The sequence below is a fragment of the Ruegeria sp. A4 genome (assembly GCF_056543025.1).
The window spans coordinates 105,998-122,265 of the sequence record NZ_JBQGAW010000005.1 but is presented as its reverse complement, the minus strand read 5'-3'; the positions used below and the strand labels follow the sequence as shown (position 1 = coordinate 122,265).

The 16,268-nt window shown below is 58.6% G+C and carries 15 protein-coding genes; 9 read left to right on the top strand and 6 right to left on the bottom strand.

The features are described 5' to 3' along the window. Positions 1-31: 31 nt before the first annotated feature. On the bottom strand, positions 32-1,282 hold the full coding sequence (locus tag ACR0E2_RS15005; protein ID WP_480446956.1) for an ABC transporter substrate-binding protein: 1,251 nt from the start codon (positions 1,280-1,282) through the stop codon (positions 32-34). Then, positions 1,279-2,202: an N-acetylmuramic acid 6-phosphate etherase gene (locus ACR0E2_RS15000; protein ID WP_480446955.1), complete on the bottom strand. Its 924-nt coding sequence runs from the start codon at positions 2,200-2,202 to the stop codon at positions 1,279-1,281. Before ACR0E2_RS15000 ends, ACR0E2_RS15005 begins: the two co-directional genes overlap by 4 nt. Before the next feature lie 158 nt (positions 2,203-2,360). On the opposite strand from ACR0E2_RS15000, the gene ACR0E2_RS14995 reads away from it, so the two are divergent. The 5 genes from ACR0E2_RS14995 (at position 2,361) to ACR0E2_RS14975 (ending at position 7,217) form a co-directional block, all read left to right on the top strand. Beyond that, entirely contained in the window at positions 2,361-3,248 is an 888-nt protein-coding gene (locus ACR0E2_RS14995) for a glucosamine kinase nucleotide-binding domain-containing protein (RefSeq protein WP_480446954.1), read from the top strand. Then, positions 3,235-3,990 (top strand): GntR family transcriptional regulator, encoded by a 756-nt coding sequence (locus tag ACR0E2_RS14990; RefSeq protein WP_171118052.1) that lies wholly within the window; start codon positions 3,235-3,237, stop codon positions 3,988-3,990. Before ACR0E2_RS14995 ends, ACR0E2_RS14990 begins: the two co-directional genes overlap by 14 nt. 12 nt (positions 3,991-4,002) lie before the next feature. After that, on the top strand, positions 4,003-5,031 hold the full coding sequence (locus tag ACR0E2_RS14985; protein ID WP_480446953.1) for an SIS domain-containing protein: 1,029 nt from the start codon (positions 4,003-4,005) through the stop codon (positions 5,029-5,031). Then, complete coding sequence (gene nagA, locus ACR0E2_RS14980) at positions 5,028-6,161, top strand: N-acetylglucosamine-6-phosphate deacetylase (protein WP_480446952.1); 1,134 nt, start codon at positions 5,028-5,030, stop codon at positions 6,159-6,161. Before ACR0E2_RS14985 ends, nagA begins: the two co-directional genes overlap by 4 nt. 183 nt (positions 6,162-6,344) lie before the next feature. Then, complete coding sequence (locus tag ACR0E2_RS14975; RefSeq protein WP_171229411.1) at positions 6,345-7,217, top strand: bifunctional allantoicase/(S)-ureidoglycine aminohydrolase; 873 nt, start codon at positions 6,345-6,347, stop codon at positions 7,215-7,217. On the opposite strand, the gene bhcR is transcribed toward ACR0E2_RS14975, so the two are convergent. Continuing rightward, complete coding sequence (gene bhcR / locus ACR0E2_RS14970) at positions 7,195-8,043, bottom strand: HTH-type transcriptional regulator BhcR (protein WP_480446951.1); 849 nt, start codon at positions 8,041-8,043, stop codon at positions 7,195-7,197. The genes ACR0E2_RS14975 and bhcR overlap by 23 nt on opposite strands. A 169-nt stretch (positions 8,044-8,212) precedes the next feature. Between bhcR and bhcA the strand changes: the two genes are divergently transcribed. The 4 genes from bhcA (at position 8,213) to bhcD (ending at position 12,644) form a co-directional block, all read left to right on the top strand. Further along, positions 8,213-9,403, top strand: a complete 1,191-nt coding sequence (bhcA, locus tag ACR0E2_RS14965) for an L-aspartate--glyoxylate aminotransferase BhcA (RefSeq protein WP_480446950.1) — start codon at positions 8,213-8,215, stop codon at positions 9,401-9,403. Beyond that, on the top strand, positions 9,403-10,371 hold the full coding sequence (bhcB, locus tag ACR0E2_RS14960; RefSeq protein ID WP_480446949.1) for a beta-hydroxyaspartate dehydratase BhcB: 969 nt from the start codon (positions 9,403-9,405) through the stop codon (positions 10,369-10,371). The genes bhcA and bhcB overlap by 1 nt, the downstream gene beginning before the upstream one ends. 27 nt (positions 10,372-10,398) lie before the next feature. Next, the gene (gene bhcC, locus ACR0E2_RS14955; RefSeq protein ID WP_480446948.1) at positions 10,399-11,562 is read left to right on the top strand and encodes a 3-hydroxy-D-aspartate aldolase BhcC; all 1,164 of its coding nucleotides are present in this window, start codon (positions 10,399-10,401) and stop codon (positions 11,560-11,562) included. A 116-nt stretch (positions 11,563-11,678) separates the two neighbouring features. Beyond that, positions 11,679-12,644, top strand: coding sequence for an iminosuccinate reductase BhcD (gene bhcD, locus ACR0E2_RS14950; RefSeq protein ID WP_480446947.1), 966 nt, complete (start codon positions 11,679-11,681; stop codon positions 12,642-12,644). 166 nt (positions 12,645-12,810) lie between these two features. Here the strand turns inward: bhcD and ACR0E2_RS14945 are convergent, their stop codons facing one another. Genes ACR0E2_RS14945 through puuE form a run of 3 tightly spaced genes read right to left on the bottom strand, consistent with a single transcriptional unit; the run spans position 12,811 to position 16,183 of the window. Further along, positions 12,811-14,235 (bottom strand): uracil-xanthine permease family protein, encoded by a 1,425-nt coding sequence (locus tag ACR0E2_RS14945; RefSeq protein WP_480446946.1) that lies wholly within the window; start codon positions 14,233-14,235, stop codon positions 12,811-12,813. A 53-nt stretch (positions 14,236-14,288) separates the two neighbouring features. Continuing rightward, positions 14,289-14,774, bottom strand: a complete 486-nt coding sequence (locus tag ACR0E2_RS14940) for an ureidoglycolate lyase (protein WP_480446944.1) — start codon at positions 14,772-14,774, stop codon at positions 14,289-14,291. After that, on the bottom strand, positions 14,771-16,183 hold the full coding sequence (puuE, locus tag ACR0E2_RS14935) for an allantoinase PuuE (protein ID WP_480446943.1): 1,413 nt from the start codon (positions 16,181-16,183) through the stop codon (positions 14,771-14,773). Before puuE ends, ACR0E2_RS14940 begins: the two co-directional genes overlap by 4 nt. Positions 16,184-16,268 lie beyond the last annotated feature (85 nt).

Here is a 16,268-nt window from a genome sequence, read left to right as displayed (position 1 = left end):
CGGGCCGCGTCCGGTGAGAGTGGTTCAGGTCTTACTGATGCGGTGCGTACCAGCTGGCCAGCCCGTCTTGCAGTTTCTTGCCCAAAGCCTCGGGGCTTTCGGTGCCCTTGATGGCTGCAACGGATGCACCCCAGGTCTCGTTTTCGAGGTTGGGCGTGCCACGTGACAGGATCTGATAGGTCGAACGGATGGTGCTTTCACACTCATCCCGCCACCCGACGATTTCCTTGGCAAGCGGATCTTCCAGTTCAACCGGAGTATTGGACAGAGGGAAGAAACCGGGAACCGCATTGCCGAAGATACTGGCGAATTCCGGGCTTGCGACCCAGGCCAGGAACGTGCGGGCAGCCTCCTGATTTTCACTGGCAGCGTTCAGGCCAATGCCGATATCGGTATGGTCCGAAATATAGCAGGTGTCACCGGCATTTTGGACCGGCGGCTTGAAGGCGCCCATCTCAAAATCTGCCTGCGTGTTGAAACCTGCAATCTCCCAGCTGCCTGCCGGGTAAATTGCAGCGCGGCCCAAAGTGAACAGGTTCTGGCTGTCGGGATAGGTCTGCGCCTCATATCCGTCACCCAGATAATCGGCCCATTTCGCCAAAGTGGCAAAAGGCGCGACCCACTGAGGGTCGGTCAGTTTCTGTTCGCCTTTGATCAGAGCCAGGCGGCCTTCTTCACCTTTCCAGTAGTTCGGGCCGATATTGTTATAGCCCATCGTTGCGGCTTCCCACTGGTCATTGGTGCCCATTGCCATCGGAATATAGGTGCCGTCTTCCTTGATCTTGTCCAACACTTCAAAGAATTCTGCCTCGGTGGTCGGAACCTCCAGACCCAGTTCGTTGAACGCATCCTTGTTGTAGATGAAACCGTGGATCACCGATGCCATCGGAACACAAAAGCTGGCTGACCCATCGTCTGTCTGCCACGCCGATTTGGCTACGTCCGAGAAATTGTCCATCGCATCCAGATCGGACAGGTCGGTCAGATGGCCCGCTTCGTACAGCGCCAGCGAAGCATCGAACGGGCGGCAGGTGATCAGATCACCGGCGGATCCGGCTTCCAGTTTGGAGTTCAGAACTGCGTTGTACTCCGCCGGGGCTGAAGGCGAGAAAACAACTTTGATACCTGGATTGGCCGCCTCGAATGCAGGGATGATCTTTTCCTGCCACAGGGCGAGATCATCGTTGCGCCAGCTTTCGATTGTCAGCGTGGCGTCTTGCGCATAGGCGCTTGTGACCAGCGCCGTGCTCATCAGAGCCAGGCTCAGAACTTTGCGTTTCATTTGGTTTCTCCCAGGTTGCTATGTTCGTTATCTTCATTCAGCCGGTTCATCGCATGACGCAGACGGCCATTCGTTTCTGCCAGTCGCTTTTGTGCATCCTCGGCCGATACGGCACCTGCGGCGACAAGTGCCGCGCATTTCAGGTTCCCATCCGCGGCCCTCAGGGCATCATCAGCACGTTCAGGTGATACGCCGGTCAGTTGGCAAACGATTCCGTTGGCGCGTGCGCGCAGCTTGTCATTGTCCGCCCGCAGATTGATCATCATGCCGTCCTGAATATGCCCAAGCTCGATGGCCATCAGCGTCGACAACGTGTTGAGGGCTATTTTCTGCGCAGTGCCGGCCCCCATCCGGGTTGAGCCCGAGATCAATTCCGGAGGGGTCGCAAGCAGAACCGCATGGTCCGCCAGTTGCAACAATTGCGAGCCCGCGTTGTTTGCAATCCCGATCACGGGCGTCCCCCGGTCGCGCGCCAGTTTTGCGGCGGCGACGGTATAAGGCGTGGTGCCGCTGGCCGAGACCGCGATGAGCGTATCATTGGCAACCATATCCGACACCTCTTGCGCCAGCCCATCAACAGCGTCCTCTACATCCCCCGGCATGTCTGCCGTGGTCGGCATTCCACCCGCCATATGAATGCGGATCTGCTGCGACGGGATGGAAAAGGTTCCGCCAAGCTCCAGCGCGTCCGAGGCCGCCATGAGGCCGGAAGACCCCGCCGCAAGATACCGAAGCGTGCCGCCCGACCGGATCGTCTGGGCCATGGCGGTCGCCCCGCTGCAAATCGGGCCAAGCGCGTCAAGCACTGCCGTCGCCGCTGACACCTGCGACCGCGCCAGCAGGCCGGCCACTTCGGCCAGCGGACGGGTATCAAGCCCATGCGCATCCTGATGCAATTGTTCTGTCGCCGGCGTAAACAAGTGATTCTCCCCCAAGAACTCTCGATATCATACCTTTTAAATACCATTAGTCTACCATTTATTTTTTTCGATATTTTTGGCTGATATAGCATGATATTCGCCACTTTGGTCGCAATTAGGACTTCAAAACGCGCAAAAGGTATTATAAAGGTCTGTATATGGTAAAGTCATCAAAACCCATGTTCCTGGCCGCCGACGGGGGCGGAACGCGCTGCCGCGTCGCCGCTTTTGTCGATGGCAAAACACACAGAGTCGAAGTCGGCGCGGCAAACGTGTCCACGGATTTCAAGGCCGCCTGCATCGAACTGCGGCGCGGCCTGGAAGCTCTGGCCGTTCAGACGGGCCGTTCGCCCGAGGAGCTTGCGCAAGCGCCCGCCTATCTGGGCCTGGCCGGGATAACAGGTGACGCGATTGCCCGGAAACTTGCGACGGCATTGCCATTTCGGCACGTCCGGATCGAAGATGATCGCGCAGCAGCTTTGCGCGGCGCATTGGGGGCCAAGGACGGGTTTGTCGCACATTGCGGTACCGGTTCTTTTGTCGCCATGCAAAGGGGTGGCACGATGAAGTTTGCCGGCGGATGGGGCTCTGTTCTGGGCGATCAGGCTTCCGCGCAATGGGTTGGCAAACGGGCGCTGGCGAAGACGCTGGAGCACACGGACGGCACGACCGGCCCTTCGGCATTGGCGCAGGATCTGCTGTCTCGATTTGGCGATGCCGCGGGAATTGTACGGGCCGCCGCTGACATGACGCCATCTGACTTTGGTGCCCTCGCCCCGCTTGTGACCGAGCTTTCCAATCGCGGGGACGATTTGGCCGGATCCATCCTGCGGGATGGTGCGGGCTATCTGATCGACGTGATGAAGAAAATGGGCTGGAACGTTGGCCTGCCCGTTTGTCTGACCGGCGGAATCGGCCCCCTTTACGCGCCGTACCTGCCTGCGGAAATGCAATCTGCTCTGGTCCAGCCCGCGGGCGATCCACTGTCCGGCGCACTTGCATTGGCACAGGCGTATCTGGAGGAAATCGAACATGAACATAGCTGATTTCCTGCGGCCCGAAGGATGGTTGGGGCACAGCTCGGGCCCGCGCTATGTACAGCTCCGTCAACGCCTTGAACAAGGGATCAAGGACGGCATTCTGCCTCCCAACAGTTCGCTGCCCCCTGAAAGAGAAATCGCCGAGATCACCGACCTGTCCCGTGTGACCGTGCGCAAGGCCATTCATGAACTGGTGCGCAAAGGTGCAATCGAACAACGTCAGGGGTCTGGGTCCTTTGTTCGCGAACCCGTAGCGAAGGTTGAACAATCGCTGTCCCATCTGACATCGTTCACCGAAGACATGGAGCGGCGCGGGCTCAAGACGACCTCGACATGGCTGGAACGTGGGGTTTTCCTGCCATCCCCGGAAGAAATGATGGCATTGGGCTTGTCGGCAAATGAACAAGTCGCGCGTATCTACCGCCTGCGAGAGGCAGGAGGACGCCCGATGGCGTTGGAAAAAGCGGCCCTTCCGCTCGATATCCTGCCGAACCCCACCGAAGTGACGGGGTCGCTTTACTCTGTTCTTGAACAATCTGGTCTGCGACCGGTGCGCGCGATCCAGAAAATCTCGGCCATCAACCTCGAACCGCCCGAGGCAGAGCTTCTGGATGTTGCGGAAGGTACGGCCGGGCTTCGGATTCAACGCACCTCATATCTGCAAAGCGGACGGGTCGCTGAATTGACCCGCTCGATCTACCGCGGTGACGCCTATGACTTTGTGGCCGAGCTGCGCCTGTCAAATTGAAAGCCTGGGAAAATGCCTGACACAACCACTCAGATGCGGCGCGAGATCGATGAGATTCCCGACGCCGTAGACCGCCTTCTGACCGAAGGTGCAGATTTGATCGCGCAAACCGCCAACGAGATCCGGGCCAGCGACCCGCGGTTCCTGATCTCGGTGGCGCGCGGATCCTCGGATCATGCGTGCAGCTTTCTGAAATACGCCTCGGAACTGTTGCTTGGATTGCCGATGGCTTCGGTCGGACCGTCGGTAAAGTCCATCTACGGGGTCGACATGCGGTGCGAGGATGCAGTCTGCATCTCAGTCTCACAATCCGGTCAGAGCCCGGATATCGTGCAGCTCACGCAGTCGCTCACATCCGGCGGGGCTTACTCGGTCGCGATCACGAACAACCCTGCCTCTGCCCTGGCCGAGGCGGCTGCGGCAACGCTGCCCATTCACGCGGGCCCCGAACTGAGCGTAGCGGCGACAAAGACATTCGTGACGTCGCTGGTCGCCGGGCTGTGGCTGATTGCGCAGGTGAAGCGCGATGATCACCTGTTGCGCGCAATCCATGGGCTGCCGGACAGTTTGTCGACCGCAATCGCCTGCGACTGGAGCGCCGTGGCGAACGCGGTGGATGGGCGTTCTTTGTTTACCTTGGGCCGGGGCCTGTCTTTGGCAATCTCCAACGAAGCCGCGTTGAAATTCAAGGAAACCTGCCAGATCCACGCAGAAAGCTATTCGGCGGCCGAGGTTCTGCACGGCCCGGTTTCCATCGTGGATCAGGGCTTTCCCGTGCTTGCCCTGTCGTCCGGGGATGCAGCAGAGGACAATCTGGCCGAAGTTGCGGACGCACTTGCGTCCAAAGGCGCTGTGGTTTTCGCCACAACCGGCCGCGTGAAACACGCCACAGAACTGCCCCATGTCCGGACGTCGCATTGGATGACGGACCCGATACCGACAATCGCTGCGTTTTACGGAATGGTGGAGAAGGTGGCCACACAACGCGGGATCGACCCGGACACACCACGCCATCTGAAAAAAGTGACGGAAACGGTATGACCAGCTCTACTGTTACCTTTACGGGCGGCCCAATCTTCGATGGCACTGAATTGCGTGAAGGATACGCCGCACGGTTCAGAAACGGTGTGCTGGATGCGTTGCTGCCTGCGGCCCAGATCGCACAGGATGACCAGATCGAGGATCTGCATGGCGACATCCTCAGCCCCGGCTATGCGGACTTGCAGGTGAACGGCGGCGGGGGCGTGATGTTCAACGACGATCCATCGGTTCACACGCTGACCCAAATCGCCAGCGCTCATCGCGCGCTGGGTGCCACTCGCATCCTGCCAACCCTGATCACGGACACGGCCGAGAAAACCCGGGCCGCGATTGATGCCGCCATCAAGGCCGTTCAGACGGGTGTTTCGGGCATTGCGGGCCTGCATCTGGAAGGTCCGCACCTGTCTGTGCGACGCAAGGGTGCACATGATGCCGCCCTGATCCGCCCGATGCAGCAAACCGATCTGGAGATTCTGATCGACGCTGCAAAACACCTGCCTGCATTGATGGTCACGCTGGCGCCCGAAAGCACAACTCTGCAACAGGTTGAAGCATTGAAGCGCGCGGGGGCCATCGTTTCTCTGGGGCATACGGACGCCCCCTTTGAGACCTGCCTGGCGTTTTCAAGGGCCGGGGCGCAGTGCGCAACGCATCTGTTCAATGCGATGAGCCAGCTTGGCAGTCGTGAACCGGGATTGGTCGGCGCGGCGCTATCCTGCGGGTCGTTATCGGCGGGCTTGATCGCGGATGGCATCCATGTACATCCCGATACGATGCGGATTGCCTGGGCCGCCAAGCGCGGACCAGGGCGGATTTTCCTTGTCAGCGATGCGATGGCGGTCGCCGGAACGTCACTGACCGAGTTTCGGTTGGAGGGACGCCGCATCCGGCGGGAGAACGGCAGGCTGACTTTGGAGGACGGCACTCTGGCCGGGGCCGACTTGTGCCTGACAAAAGCGGTGCGGGTTCTGACGGAACAAGCAGAGATCCCCGTTCAGGATGCACTCGCCGCAGCAACAAGCGTTCCGCTTGGGATGATTTCCGCTAAAAGCAAAGGGCTGATACCTGACCTGTCGCACATGATACGGATTGCCCCGGATCTGTCCGGGGTCAGACCGGTGCAACCCTGACCCAATCCTCGTTGATCCGACCGGCTGCCCAGCGCGCGCATGATGCCGATGCTGCGCGCGCTTACTGACGGCCAATTTCTGATTTTTCAAATCTTCACGAATAGAGCTGTCAACTTTTTGCGGGTGGTCCGCCCCGATCCTTCGGCGCATATTTCAGGCATATGACATTTTTCAGGAGCATGCATGACCGCCAAGTATTATTCGCCACACGGTGGGCATCCTGGTCAGGAGCAATTGCTGACTGACCGCGCCGTATTTACTGACGCTTATGCAGTGATCCCAAAGGGAACGATGCGGGATATCGTGACCAGTTTTCTGCCGTTTTGGGACGACACCCGCTTATGGGTGATATCACGCCCGCTAAGCGGCTTTGCTGAAACCTTTTCGCAATACATCATGGAGGTTCAGCCCGGCGGTGGCTCTGACCGGCCCGAGACCGATCCCGAAGCCGAAGGCGTTTTGTTCGTGGTCGAAGGCACAGCGACCTTGACGGCCGACGGCACGACCTACGAGCTGACTCCCGGCGGCTATGCCTACCTGCCCGCTGAATGCAACTGGACCTTACGAAACCGAGGTGGTGAGACCCTGCGCTTCCATTGGATTCGAAAGGCTTATGAAGCGGTGGAAGGGCTTGACCGCCCGGACGTTCTGGTTCTCAACGAAAATGAGATCACGCCGACGCCGATGCCCGGAACCGACGGCAAATGGGCCACGACGCGCTTTGTCGATCCAAGTGACCTGCGGCACGATATGCACGTGACCCTTGTGACTTTCGAGCCCGGCGCCGTCATTCCTTTCCTTGAAACACATGTGATGGAACATGGTCTGTATGTTCTCGAGGGAAAGGCCGTCTACAGGCTGAACAATGATTGGGTAGAGGTCGAGGCCGGCGATTACATGTGGTTGCGAGCGTTCTGCCCGCAGGCCTGCTATGCAGGCGGGCCGGGTAAGTTCCGTTACCTGCTGTACAAAGACGTGAACCGTCATATGGCATTGCGGCCGGGGCCAGCGGCTTATCCGCAGCACCGGCGCCTCAGGACAGCGGCGCAGAAATAGTCCCGCCGATGGCCAGAGTTAACTGACGCGCCGCCTTGATGACCGGGCGGCTTAGGCGCGCGATTTCGGCTTCGCTGACGCGGCTTGTCGGTCCGGATACCGAGATCCCGGCTACGGCCTCTCGGTTGATGTCGAAAACCGGCGCAGCGATACATCGCATACCCGCGTTTTTTTCTTCGTTGTCTATCGAGAAGCCCTGTGCCCTGACCTTGGCAAGATCTTCTTTCAGCGCGGCCGGGCTGGTAATCGACCGGTCCGTAAAGGCCCGCAGTTCCGTCTTAGCCAACAGCCGATCCAGCCGATCTTCATCCATATATGCCAACAGAGCTTTCCCGATGCCCGATGCATGCATCGGAGACAGCGTGCCCGGAGGGAAAAACGCCCGGATGCTGGCATGGGTTTCCACTTGGCTCAGGAACAGCACCATTCCTTCTTTTTCGACCCCCAGGTTTGCGGTCTCGCCAGTGGCCTCCATCAGCTTTCGCATCACGGGTCGGGCCCGGTCCACAAGGCTGGTGCGACGCAGGAAGCGCGAGCCGATTACGAACGCACGAGGACCGATGTGCCAGACCTGCTCGTCATGATCGAACTCGACAAGTCCCCTGCCCTCAAGCGTAACGAGAATTCGGTAAACTGTGGCGGGCGACTGGCCCATTTCGTCGGACAGCGCGGTCAACGCCTTGCCCTGCGCTTCACTCAAATACTCAAAAACTTCCATCGCACGGTCCAGAGATTTGATCGTGTTTTGCGCGGTCTTGTCGTCCCATCCCCGTGGTCTTCCACGGGCTTTTCTGCGGACTTCGCGAGTATTGTCTTGAGAATCCATAAAAACCCTTTGATCATTCGTGAAAGACTAATTCATCATATGAAAAATATAAGGCACTGACAATTATAAATTAAATTCAAGACGCGGTGTTTTGAAAGTCTTTTTCAAAAATATATCGGGCAGAGCGGCTGGAACTTATTGTGTGGTCAACGACGGAAGGAGACCACCCATGAGCTTTCAAAATCCCGTTTTCATTCCGGGCCCGACCAATATCCCCGAAAGCCTGCGCAAGGCTTGCGACATGCCCACGATCGATCACCGCTCGCCGCTGTTCGGGCAAATTCTGCACCCAGCACGCGCGGGTGTTCAGAAAGTTCTGAAAAGCAACAGCGCCGAAGTCTTCATCTTCCCGTCGACCGGAACAGGAGGCTGGGAGACCGCGCTGACCAACACCCTGTCGGCCGGTGACAAGGTTCTGGCGGCGCGCAACGGCATGTTCAGCCATCGCTGGATCGATATGTGCCAGCGCCACCGTCTGAATGTCGAGATCGTCGAAACCCCTTGGGGCGAAGGGCTACCAGCCGATCGTTACGAAGAGATCCTGACCGCCGACACAAGCCACGAAATCAAGGCTGTTCTTGCCACGCATAACGAAACGGCGACCGGTGTGAAATCGGATATTGCCGCTGTACGCAAGGCTCTGAATGCTGCCGAGCACCCCGCAATGCTGTTCGTCGATGGTGTTTCATCGATCGGATCCATGGATTTCCGTTTTGACGAATGGGGCGTTGATGTGGCCGTCACGGGTTCGCAGAAAGGGTTCATGCTGCCTGCGGGCCTTGCCATCGTCGGGTTCAGCCAGCGGGCAATGGACGCGACCAGCACAGGGACCCTGCCCCGCACCTTCTTTGACGTGCACGACATGGCGAAAGGCTATGCCAACAGCGCATACCCCTACACACCTGCGGTTGGCTTGATGAATGGCCTCAATCAGGCCTGTGACATGCTGCTGGGTGAAGGTTTGGAAAACGTCTTTGCCCGGCATCACCGTATTGCCGAAGGCGTACGTGCCGCCGTGGGCGCCTGGGGGCTGGACCTGTGCGCGGCGGACCCATCGGTATACTCTGACACCGTCAGCGCGATCCGCACGCCAAACGGTCTCAACGCCACCGATATTGTCACGCACGCGGCCGAAAAATACGGCGTTGCCTTCGGTGTCGGCCTTGGCGAAGTCGCGGGCAAGGTATTCCGCATAGGGCATCTGGGAAGCCTGACGGATGTCATGGCCCTGTCCGGGATTGCCACTGCTGAAATGTGCATGGTCGACCTGGGCCTGAACATCCAGTTGGGCTCGGGCGTGGCGGCTGCGCAGGAATACTATCGCGGTCATTCGGGCGCCGTTCAAAAGGACGCCGCGTGATGAAGGACTGCAACATGTACATCCCGACCTACGAGGACATGCTGGCGGCACATGAGCGGATTGAACCTTTCATCCGCCGCACACCGGTACGTACTTCGGACTTTCTGAACGAGCTGAGCGGTGCACAGCTGTTCTTCAAATGTGAAAACTTTCAGGAACCGGGCGCCTTCAAGGTTCGCGGCGCTGCAAACGCCGTGTTTGGCCTTGATTACGATCAGGCCAGGAAAGGCGTCGCAACCCATTCCTCAGGCAACCACGCCTCGTGCCTGTCCTATGCGGCAATGAAGCGGGGCATACCGTGCAACGTCGTCATGCCACGCACTGCGCCACAGGCCAAGAAAGACACGGTGCGGCGATATGGTGGGAAGATCACGGAATGTGAGCCCTCCACCTCGTCGCGCGAAGCAACCTTTGCCGAGGTTCAGGCGGCCACGGGCGGGGATTTCGTCCATCCCTACAACGATCCGCGGGTGATTGCCGGGCAAGGCACCTGTTCGCGAGAGTTCATCGAGCAGACCGACGGTCTGGATGCGGTTGTCGCACCTATCGGCGGCGGCGGCATGGTGTCGGGCACCTGTCTGACACTGTCGACGCTCGCCCCGGAAACCGCGATCATCGCGGCGGAACCGGAACAGGCCGACGATGCCTATCGAAGCTTCAAGGCCGGCCACATCATCGCGGATGACGCACCCAAGACGATTGCCGACGGGCTGCTGGTTCCACTGAAAGAGCTGACCTGGCATTTCGTGTCGAACCATGTCTCTGAAATCTACACGGCCTCAGAGCAAGAGATCATCGATGCGATGAAGCTGACGTGGAAACACCTTCGGATCGTGATGGAGCCATCTTCGGCCGTTCCGCTGGCCACGATCCTGAAGAACCCAGACGCATTCAAAGGCAAGCGTGTCGGCCTGATCATAACCGGGGGCAATGTCGATCTGGACAGGCTGCCCTGGCTGAACGCGTGACATCAATCCCGACATAGGAATACGGAAATGAAAGATATGACCAATCTCGACGAATTCGAAGTAGGCTTTGACATTCCGGCCAAGCCCGGAATGGATGAAGCAGATATCCAGACCCCCTCTCTTGTGCTCGATCTCGACGCGCTTGAACGCAACATCAAGAAGATGGGCGACTATGCCAAGGCGCACGGCATGCGCCACCGCGTGCATGGAAAAATGCACAAATCGGTAGACGTGGCCAAATTGCAGGAGAAGATCGGAGGCGCTGTTGGCGTCTGCTGCCAGAAAGTTTCAGAGGCCGAAGTGTTCGTGCGCGGCGGTATCAAGGACGTTCTGGTCTCGAACCAGGTGCGTGACCCCGCCAAGATCGACCGTCTTGCCAGCCTGCCAAAGTTGGGCAGCCGCATCATCGTCTGTGTCGATGATCTGGACAATGTCGCGGATCTTTCAGGCGCAGCGGTGGATCACGAAACACAGTTGGAGGTCTTCGTCGAAATCGACTGCGGCGCTGGCCGGTGCGGTGTGACGACAACATCCGACGTGATCGAAATCGCCAAAGCGGTCGAAGCAGCCGAGAACCTGAAATTCACCGGCATTCAGGCCTATCAGGGCGCAATGCAGCACCTCGACAGCTATGAGGCGCGCAAGGAAAAGCTCGACACCGCAATTTCGATGGTAAAAGACGCGGTTGAGGGCCTCAAAGCCGAAGGCATCGAGTGCGAATTGGTCTCGGGCGGCGGCACCGGCTCATATTACTTCGAATCCAACTCGGGCGTGTACAACGAACTGCAATGCGGGTCCTACGCCTTCATGGACGCCGATTATGGCCGGATCCTGGACAAGGACGGCAACCGGATCGATCAAGGCGAGTGGGAAAACGCATTCTTCATCCTGACCAGCGTCATGAGCCACGCTAAGGCGGACAAGGCGATCGTCGATGCGGGCCTCAAGGCGCAATCGGTGGACAGCGGTCTGCCCGTTATCTTCGGCCGAGATGATGTCGAGTACATCAAATGTTCGGACGAACACGGCGTCGTGATGGACCCGAACGGTGTGCTGAAGGTCAACGACAAGCTCAGGCTGGTTCCGGGGCACTGCGACCCAACCGCAAATGTACATGATTGGTATGTCGGCGTTCGCAACGGCAAGGTCGAGACCGTCTGGCCCGTATCCGCCCGCGGACGCGCTTATTGATTCGAACTTGCTCTGTTTGGGAGGGCTGGCTCGGAAGCAGCCAGACAGCCGCCCGCGTGTATGCTCTCCTTCCGGCGGTGGCACGCGGGCGCACGAATGTTTGATTGGAGAATGAAATGCTGATCGTACCCGAGCGTGAGATCGCTGACCTTATGACCCGACAAGCGGCTTTTGACGCGGTCGAACAGGTCTTTGCCGCAATGGCGTCCGGCGACGCCTACAACTTCCCTGTCGTGCGTGAAGCCATCGGGCACGAAGATGCACTGTACGGCTTCAAAGGGGGGTTTGACAGCGCCGGCCTGACGTTGGGACTGAAGGCGGGCGGCTATTGGCCGAACAATCTGGAAAAACGCGGGCTGATCAACCACCAGTCCACCGTTTTTCTTTTCGACCCCGACACGGGCAAGCCATCTGCGATGGTCGGCGGGAACCTTCTGACGGCCCTTCGAACGGCGGCAGCATCTTCGGTATCGATCAAGCATCTCGCACGCAGGGACGCCAAGGTCATAGGCATGATAGGCGCTGGCCACCAGGCAGCCTTTCAGCTTCGCGCGGCACTGGAGCAGCGCGCCTTTGAAAAGGTCATCGGCTGGAACTACCACCCCGAAATGCTGCCGAATATCGAGAAGGTCGCCAATGAAGCCGGTATTCCGTTCCAGGCGGTAGAGCTTGACGAAATGACTGAGGCGGATGTGATCATTTCGATCACTTCGGCGTTTGCGCCCTCGCTGATGGCGAACCATGTCAGCGCCGGAGCTCATATCGCCTGCATGGGCACGGACACTAAAGGAAAACAGGAAGTCGAAGCCGCCCTTCTGGCCAGGGCAAGCGTGTTCACGGACGAAGTCGCGCAATCCGTCAGCATCGGTGAAGCGCAGCACGCGGTGGCCGAAGGCCTGATCCAGGAAAGCGATGTGGCGCAGCTTGGCGCGGTCATCAACGGCACCGATCCGGGCCGGATATCGGACAATCAGATCACGTTGTTCGACGGCACGGGTGTGGGCCTTCAAGATCTTGCGGTCGCCGCGTCCGTGGTTGACCTTGCCGTTCGGAAAGGGGTCGCGATCGAGGTCGATTTCTGAAGCCAGACGGCGACACCTTGTTGAGCATTGTCTCGGCGGTCCCTTTGGGCGGAGAACTTTTGACAGTAGATCTCCATTAAGTGGTAACCAAAAAAATGAAACGCGGCGCGCCAAGGCGCGCCGCTTCATGTTTTTTCAGGGCGATCAGTGTATCAGGTCGAACGCATCAGATGTGGTCGTCTTGCTCGATGGACCCAAGACCATGTCCGGCCATGCCGCCCGAGACCTCTTCCGTCGCTTCGTCGGAAAGTTCTTCGGGAAGCACCAGATTCAATACAATAGCGATGACGGCGGCGGGCAGGATTCCTGATGTCGCCAGAACCTTCAATGTGCCAGGCAAGTATTGCAACGCGTTGGGTTCCAGTTGCAAACCCAGCCCAAGGCTCAGGGCGATTGCAAAAATCACCATGTTGCGCCGGTTCCAGTTCACGTCCGACAGCATCGAAACCCCTGCGGCAACAACCATGCCGAACATCACGATCACGCCGCCGCCAAGAACCTCGATCGGAATGGACGAGATTATCGCCCCGATTTTGGGGATAAGCCCGCAAACGATCAGGAAAAGCGCGCCGATGGTCACGACCATGCGGCTCATGACGCCGGTCATGGCAATCAACCCGACATTCTGGCTGAACGACGTGTTCGGCAGCGCCCCAAACAGGCCAGAGATCGCAGTACCAAGACCATCAGCATAGGTCGCGCCCTGTATTTCCTTGTCGGTGGCTTCGCGGCCAGCGCCCCCTTTGGTGATACCGGATACATCCCCAACGGTTTCAACGGCGGAAACAAAAGACATTGCACAGAAACCGATGATGGCCGCGACCGAAAATTCAAGGCCAAAATGCAAGGGGTTCGGCAGAGCAAAGGATGCCGCATTGCCGACGTTGCCCAGATTCACCTGGCCAAGCAGGAAGGCCACGGCATATCCGACCAGCAGTCCGATCAGAACCGCCGACACCGACAACATGCCCCGGGCAAAGAATTTCAGGCCAAGCGTGACCACGATTACGGTTCCGGCCATGAACCAGTTCAGACCCGAGCCATATTCCTCGGTGCCTATGGCGGGCACACCGCCGGCGGCATATTGAATGCCGACTTTGACAAGGGCCAGGCCGATCATGGTCACCACAAGGCCCGTAACCAGCGGCGGGAGAGCAAAGCGAATGCGCCCTATGAACAACCCGAGGCAGGCGTGAAACAAGCCACCGACAACAATCCCACCCATCAAGACGGCAATGGCGTCAACGCCTTTTCCCACCACCAGTGGAATCATGATCGGGATAAAGGCAAACGATGTCCCCTGCACGATCGGCAATCGGGCACCGACCGGGCCTATGCCAACAGATTGAAACAACGTGGCGACACCCGCGAAGAACATCGACATCTGGATCATGTAGATCATCTGCGGGAAATCGGGGCTGTTCGAGCCAAAGCCGAAACCGGCCGCGCCGCAAACGATAATGGCTGGCGTGACGTTGGACACGAACATCGCCAGCACATGCTGAATTCCAAGCGGCACCGCCTTCAGCAGCGGCGGAGTATAATTCGGATCGCGGAGTTGTACCGGCGTTCCGATGGATGCATCTGTCATTTGGTCTTTCCTCCCTTGAGGTTCGCAGCCGGCTCCTCTTCCGGCAACGCGCCTCATTCTGTGATTTCAAACGCCTCCTCGAACCAATGCTCTTCGAGGTTGGGCCCGGCTCCAATTCGGTCGACCACCGCAAAAAGTCCGGGCGCATGAAGCGGGGTCAGAACGCCATGCCAGGTGTTGCGATGATAATTCACTCCCTGCCCGGGCGCTGTTTTGAAGGCGATGGGCCGCCCGGGTGTTCCGTTTTCATCCGGGGCCACAACCACGACAAATGGCTTGTCCGACAAAGGCAAAAAGGCTTGGCTGCCATCCGGATGGCGTTCCACCATTTCCAACTTGATCGGCAGGCTGAAGGCTTCGGACTGAAACAGGCTGATACCCGCGCGCCCATCGTGGAAATCCAACACGGCCCGGTCGTGATAGCGGGCGCATCTGCCCTGATTTATAAGCTTGTCCACCTGGCCAGCCGCTTCGATGACATCGCCGAAAGGTGCAAATGCCTCTGACGTCAAGGGGCGGAGTTTCAAGGCAGCCGTCATTGCGCGAACTTCTCGATCAGGCGCAATTCGGCAATGCGTTCGACCTGACGGCAGGCTTCGGCAAATTCGCTGTCGCGGTCATTGTCGATGCGACGGCGAAAGGCTTCCAGAATGCTGGCCTTGGTGTTGTCTTTGACGGCAATGATGAAAGGAAAGCCGAACTTGGTCGTGTAGGCTTCGTTCAACGCCGTGAACGTTGCGCGTTCTTCATCAGTCAGCAGGTCCAGACCCGCACCGGCCTGTTCCGCAGTGCTTTCCTTGGTCAGGCGGCCGGCGGCGGCCAGCTTGCCCGCCAGGTCCGGGTGGGCTGTCAGAACGCCGAGGCGCTGCTTGGGCGAGGCGGAACGGAATACACGCGCCAGCGCGTTGTGGACGCCAGCGGCATTGTCATGCGTCGGGCCCAGTTCCAGTTCATACGCACCTTCTGCAATCCACGGGCTGTGCTCGAACACGCCGCCGAATTCCGACACAAAGGTTGGTCGATCCATTTCGGACGGGGTCAGACCTTGCACCGGCGGGTGTTCCCTGGCCCAGTGATCGGCAATCTGCTCGCGCGTTGCGAACCAGACACCGTCGTGTTTCCTGAAGTAATCAAGGGCGCGTTTCAGCGCCATGGCACGACCCGGGCGACCGATCAGACGGCAGTGCAGCCCGATCGAGAGCATCTTGGGCGCGCCCGCCTCACCCTCGGCATAGAGCATGTCAAAGCTGTCTTTCAGATAGCTTTCGAATTGTTCCCCATTGGTGAACCCAGCCTGGATTGCAAAGCGCATATCGTTGCAATCAAGTGTATAGGGCATGATCAGTTGATCCTTGCCCCCTGCCTTGATCCAATATGGCAGATCGTCGGCGTAGCTGTCGGCGATATAGGCAAAGTCGCCTTCCCTGGCGGCCAGTTCGACCGTATTCATCGAACAGCGCCCCGTATACCAACCACGGGGCGGCTGACCTGTAACCTCTGTGTGCAGGCGGATTGCTTCGCGGATCTGGGAACGTTCTTCTTCTGCGCCCATGTCCTTGTGTTCAATCCACTTCAAACCGTGGCTGGCGATCTCCCACCCGGCATGCGTCATCGCCGCAACCTGTGCAGGTGCACGCGCCAAAGCGGTTGCAACGCCATAGACGGTGACAGGCAGATCCTGCAAAAGGCGATGCACGCGCCAGAACCCCGCGCGGCTGCCGTATTCATAGATCGATTCCATGTTCCAATGCCGTTGCCCCGGCCACGGGGCGGCTCCGGTAATCTCGGACAGAAACGCTTCGGATGCGGCATCGCCGTGCAGAACGTTGTTTTCACCGCCCTCTTCGTAATTCAGCACGATCTGAATGGCGATTTTGGCGTCGTTCGGCCAGTTTGCTTTGGGAACTTGCCCACCGTAACCGGTCATGTCTCGTGGATAAGGCTTCACATCGGTTTCCTTCTTCTTGAATTGATCAATACCCCAGATAATCAAAGATGTTTTTCAAAAAATGCAGAAAGCAGCTTCCCACAGA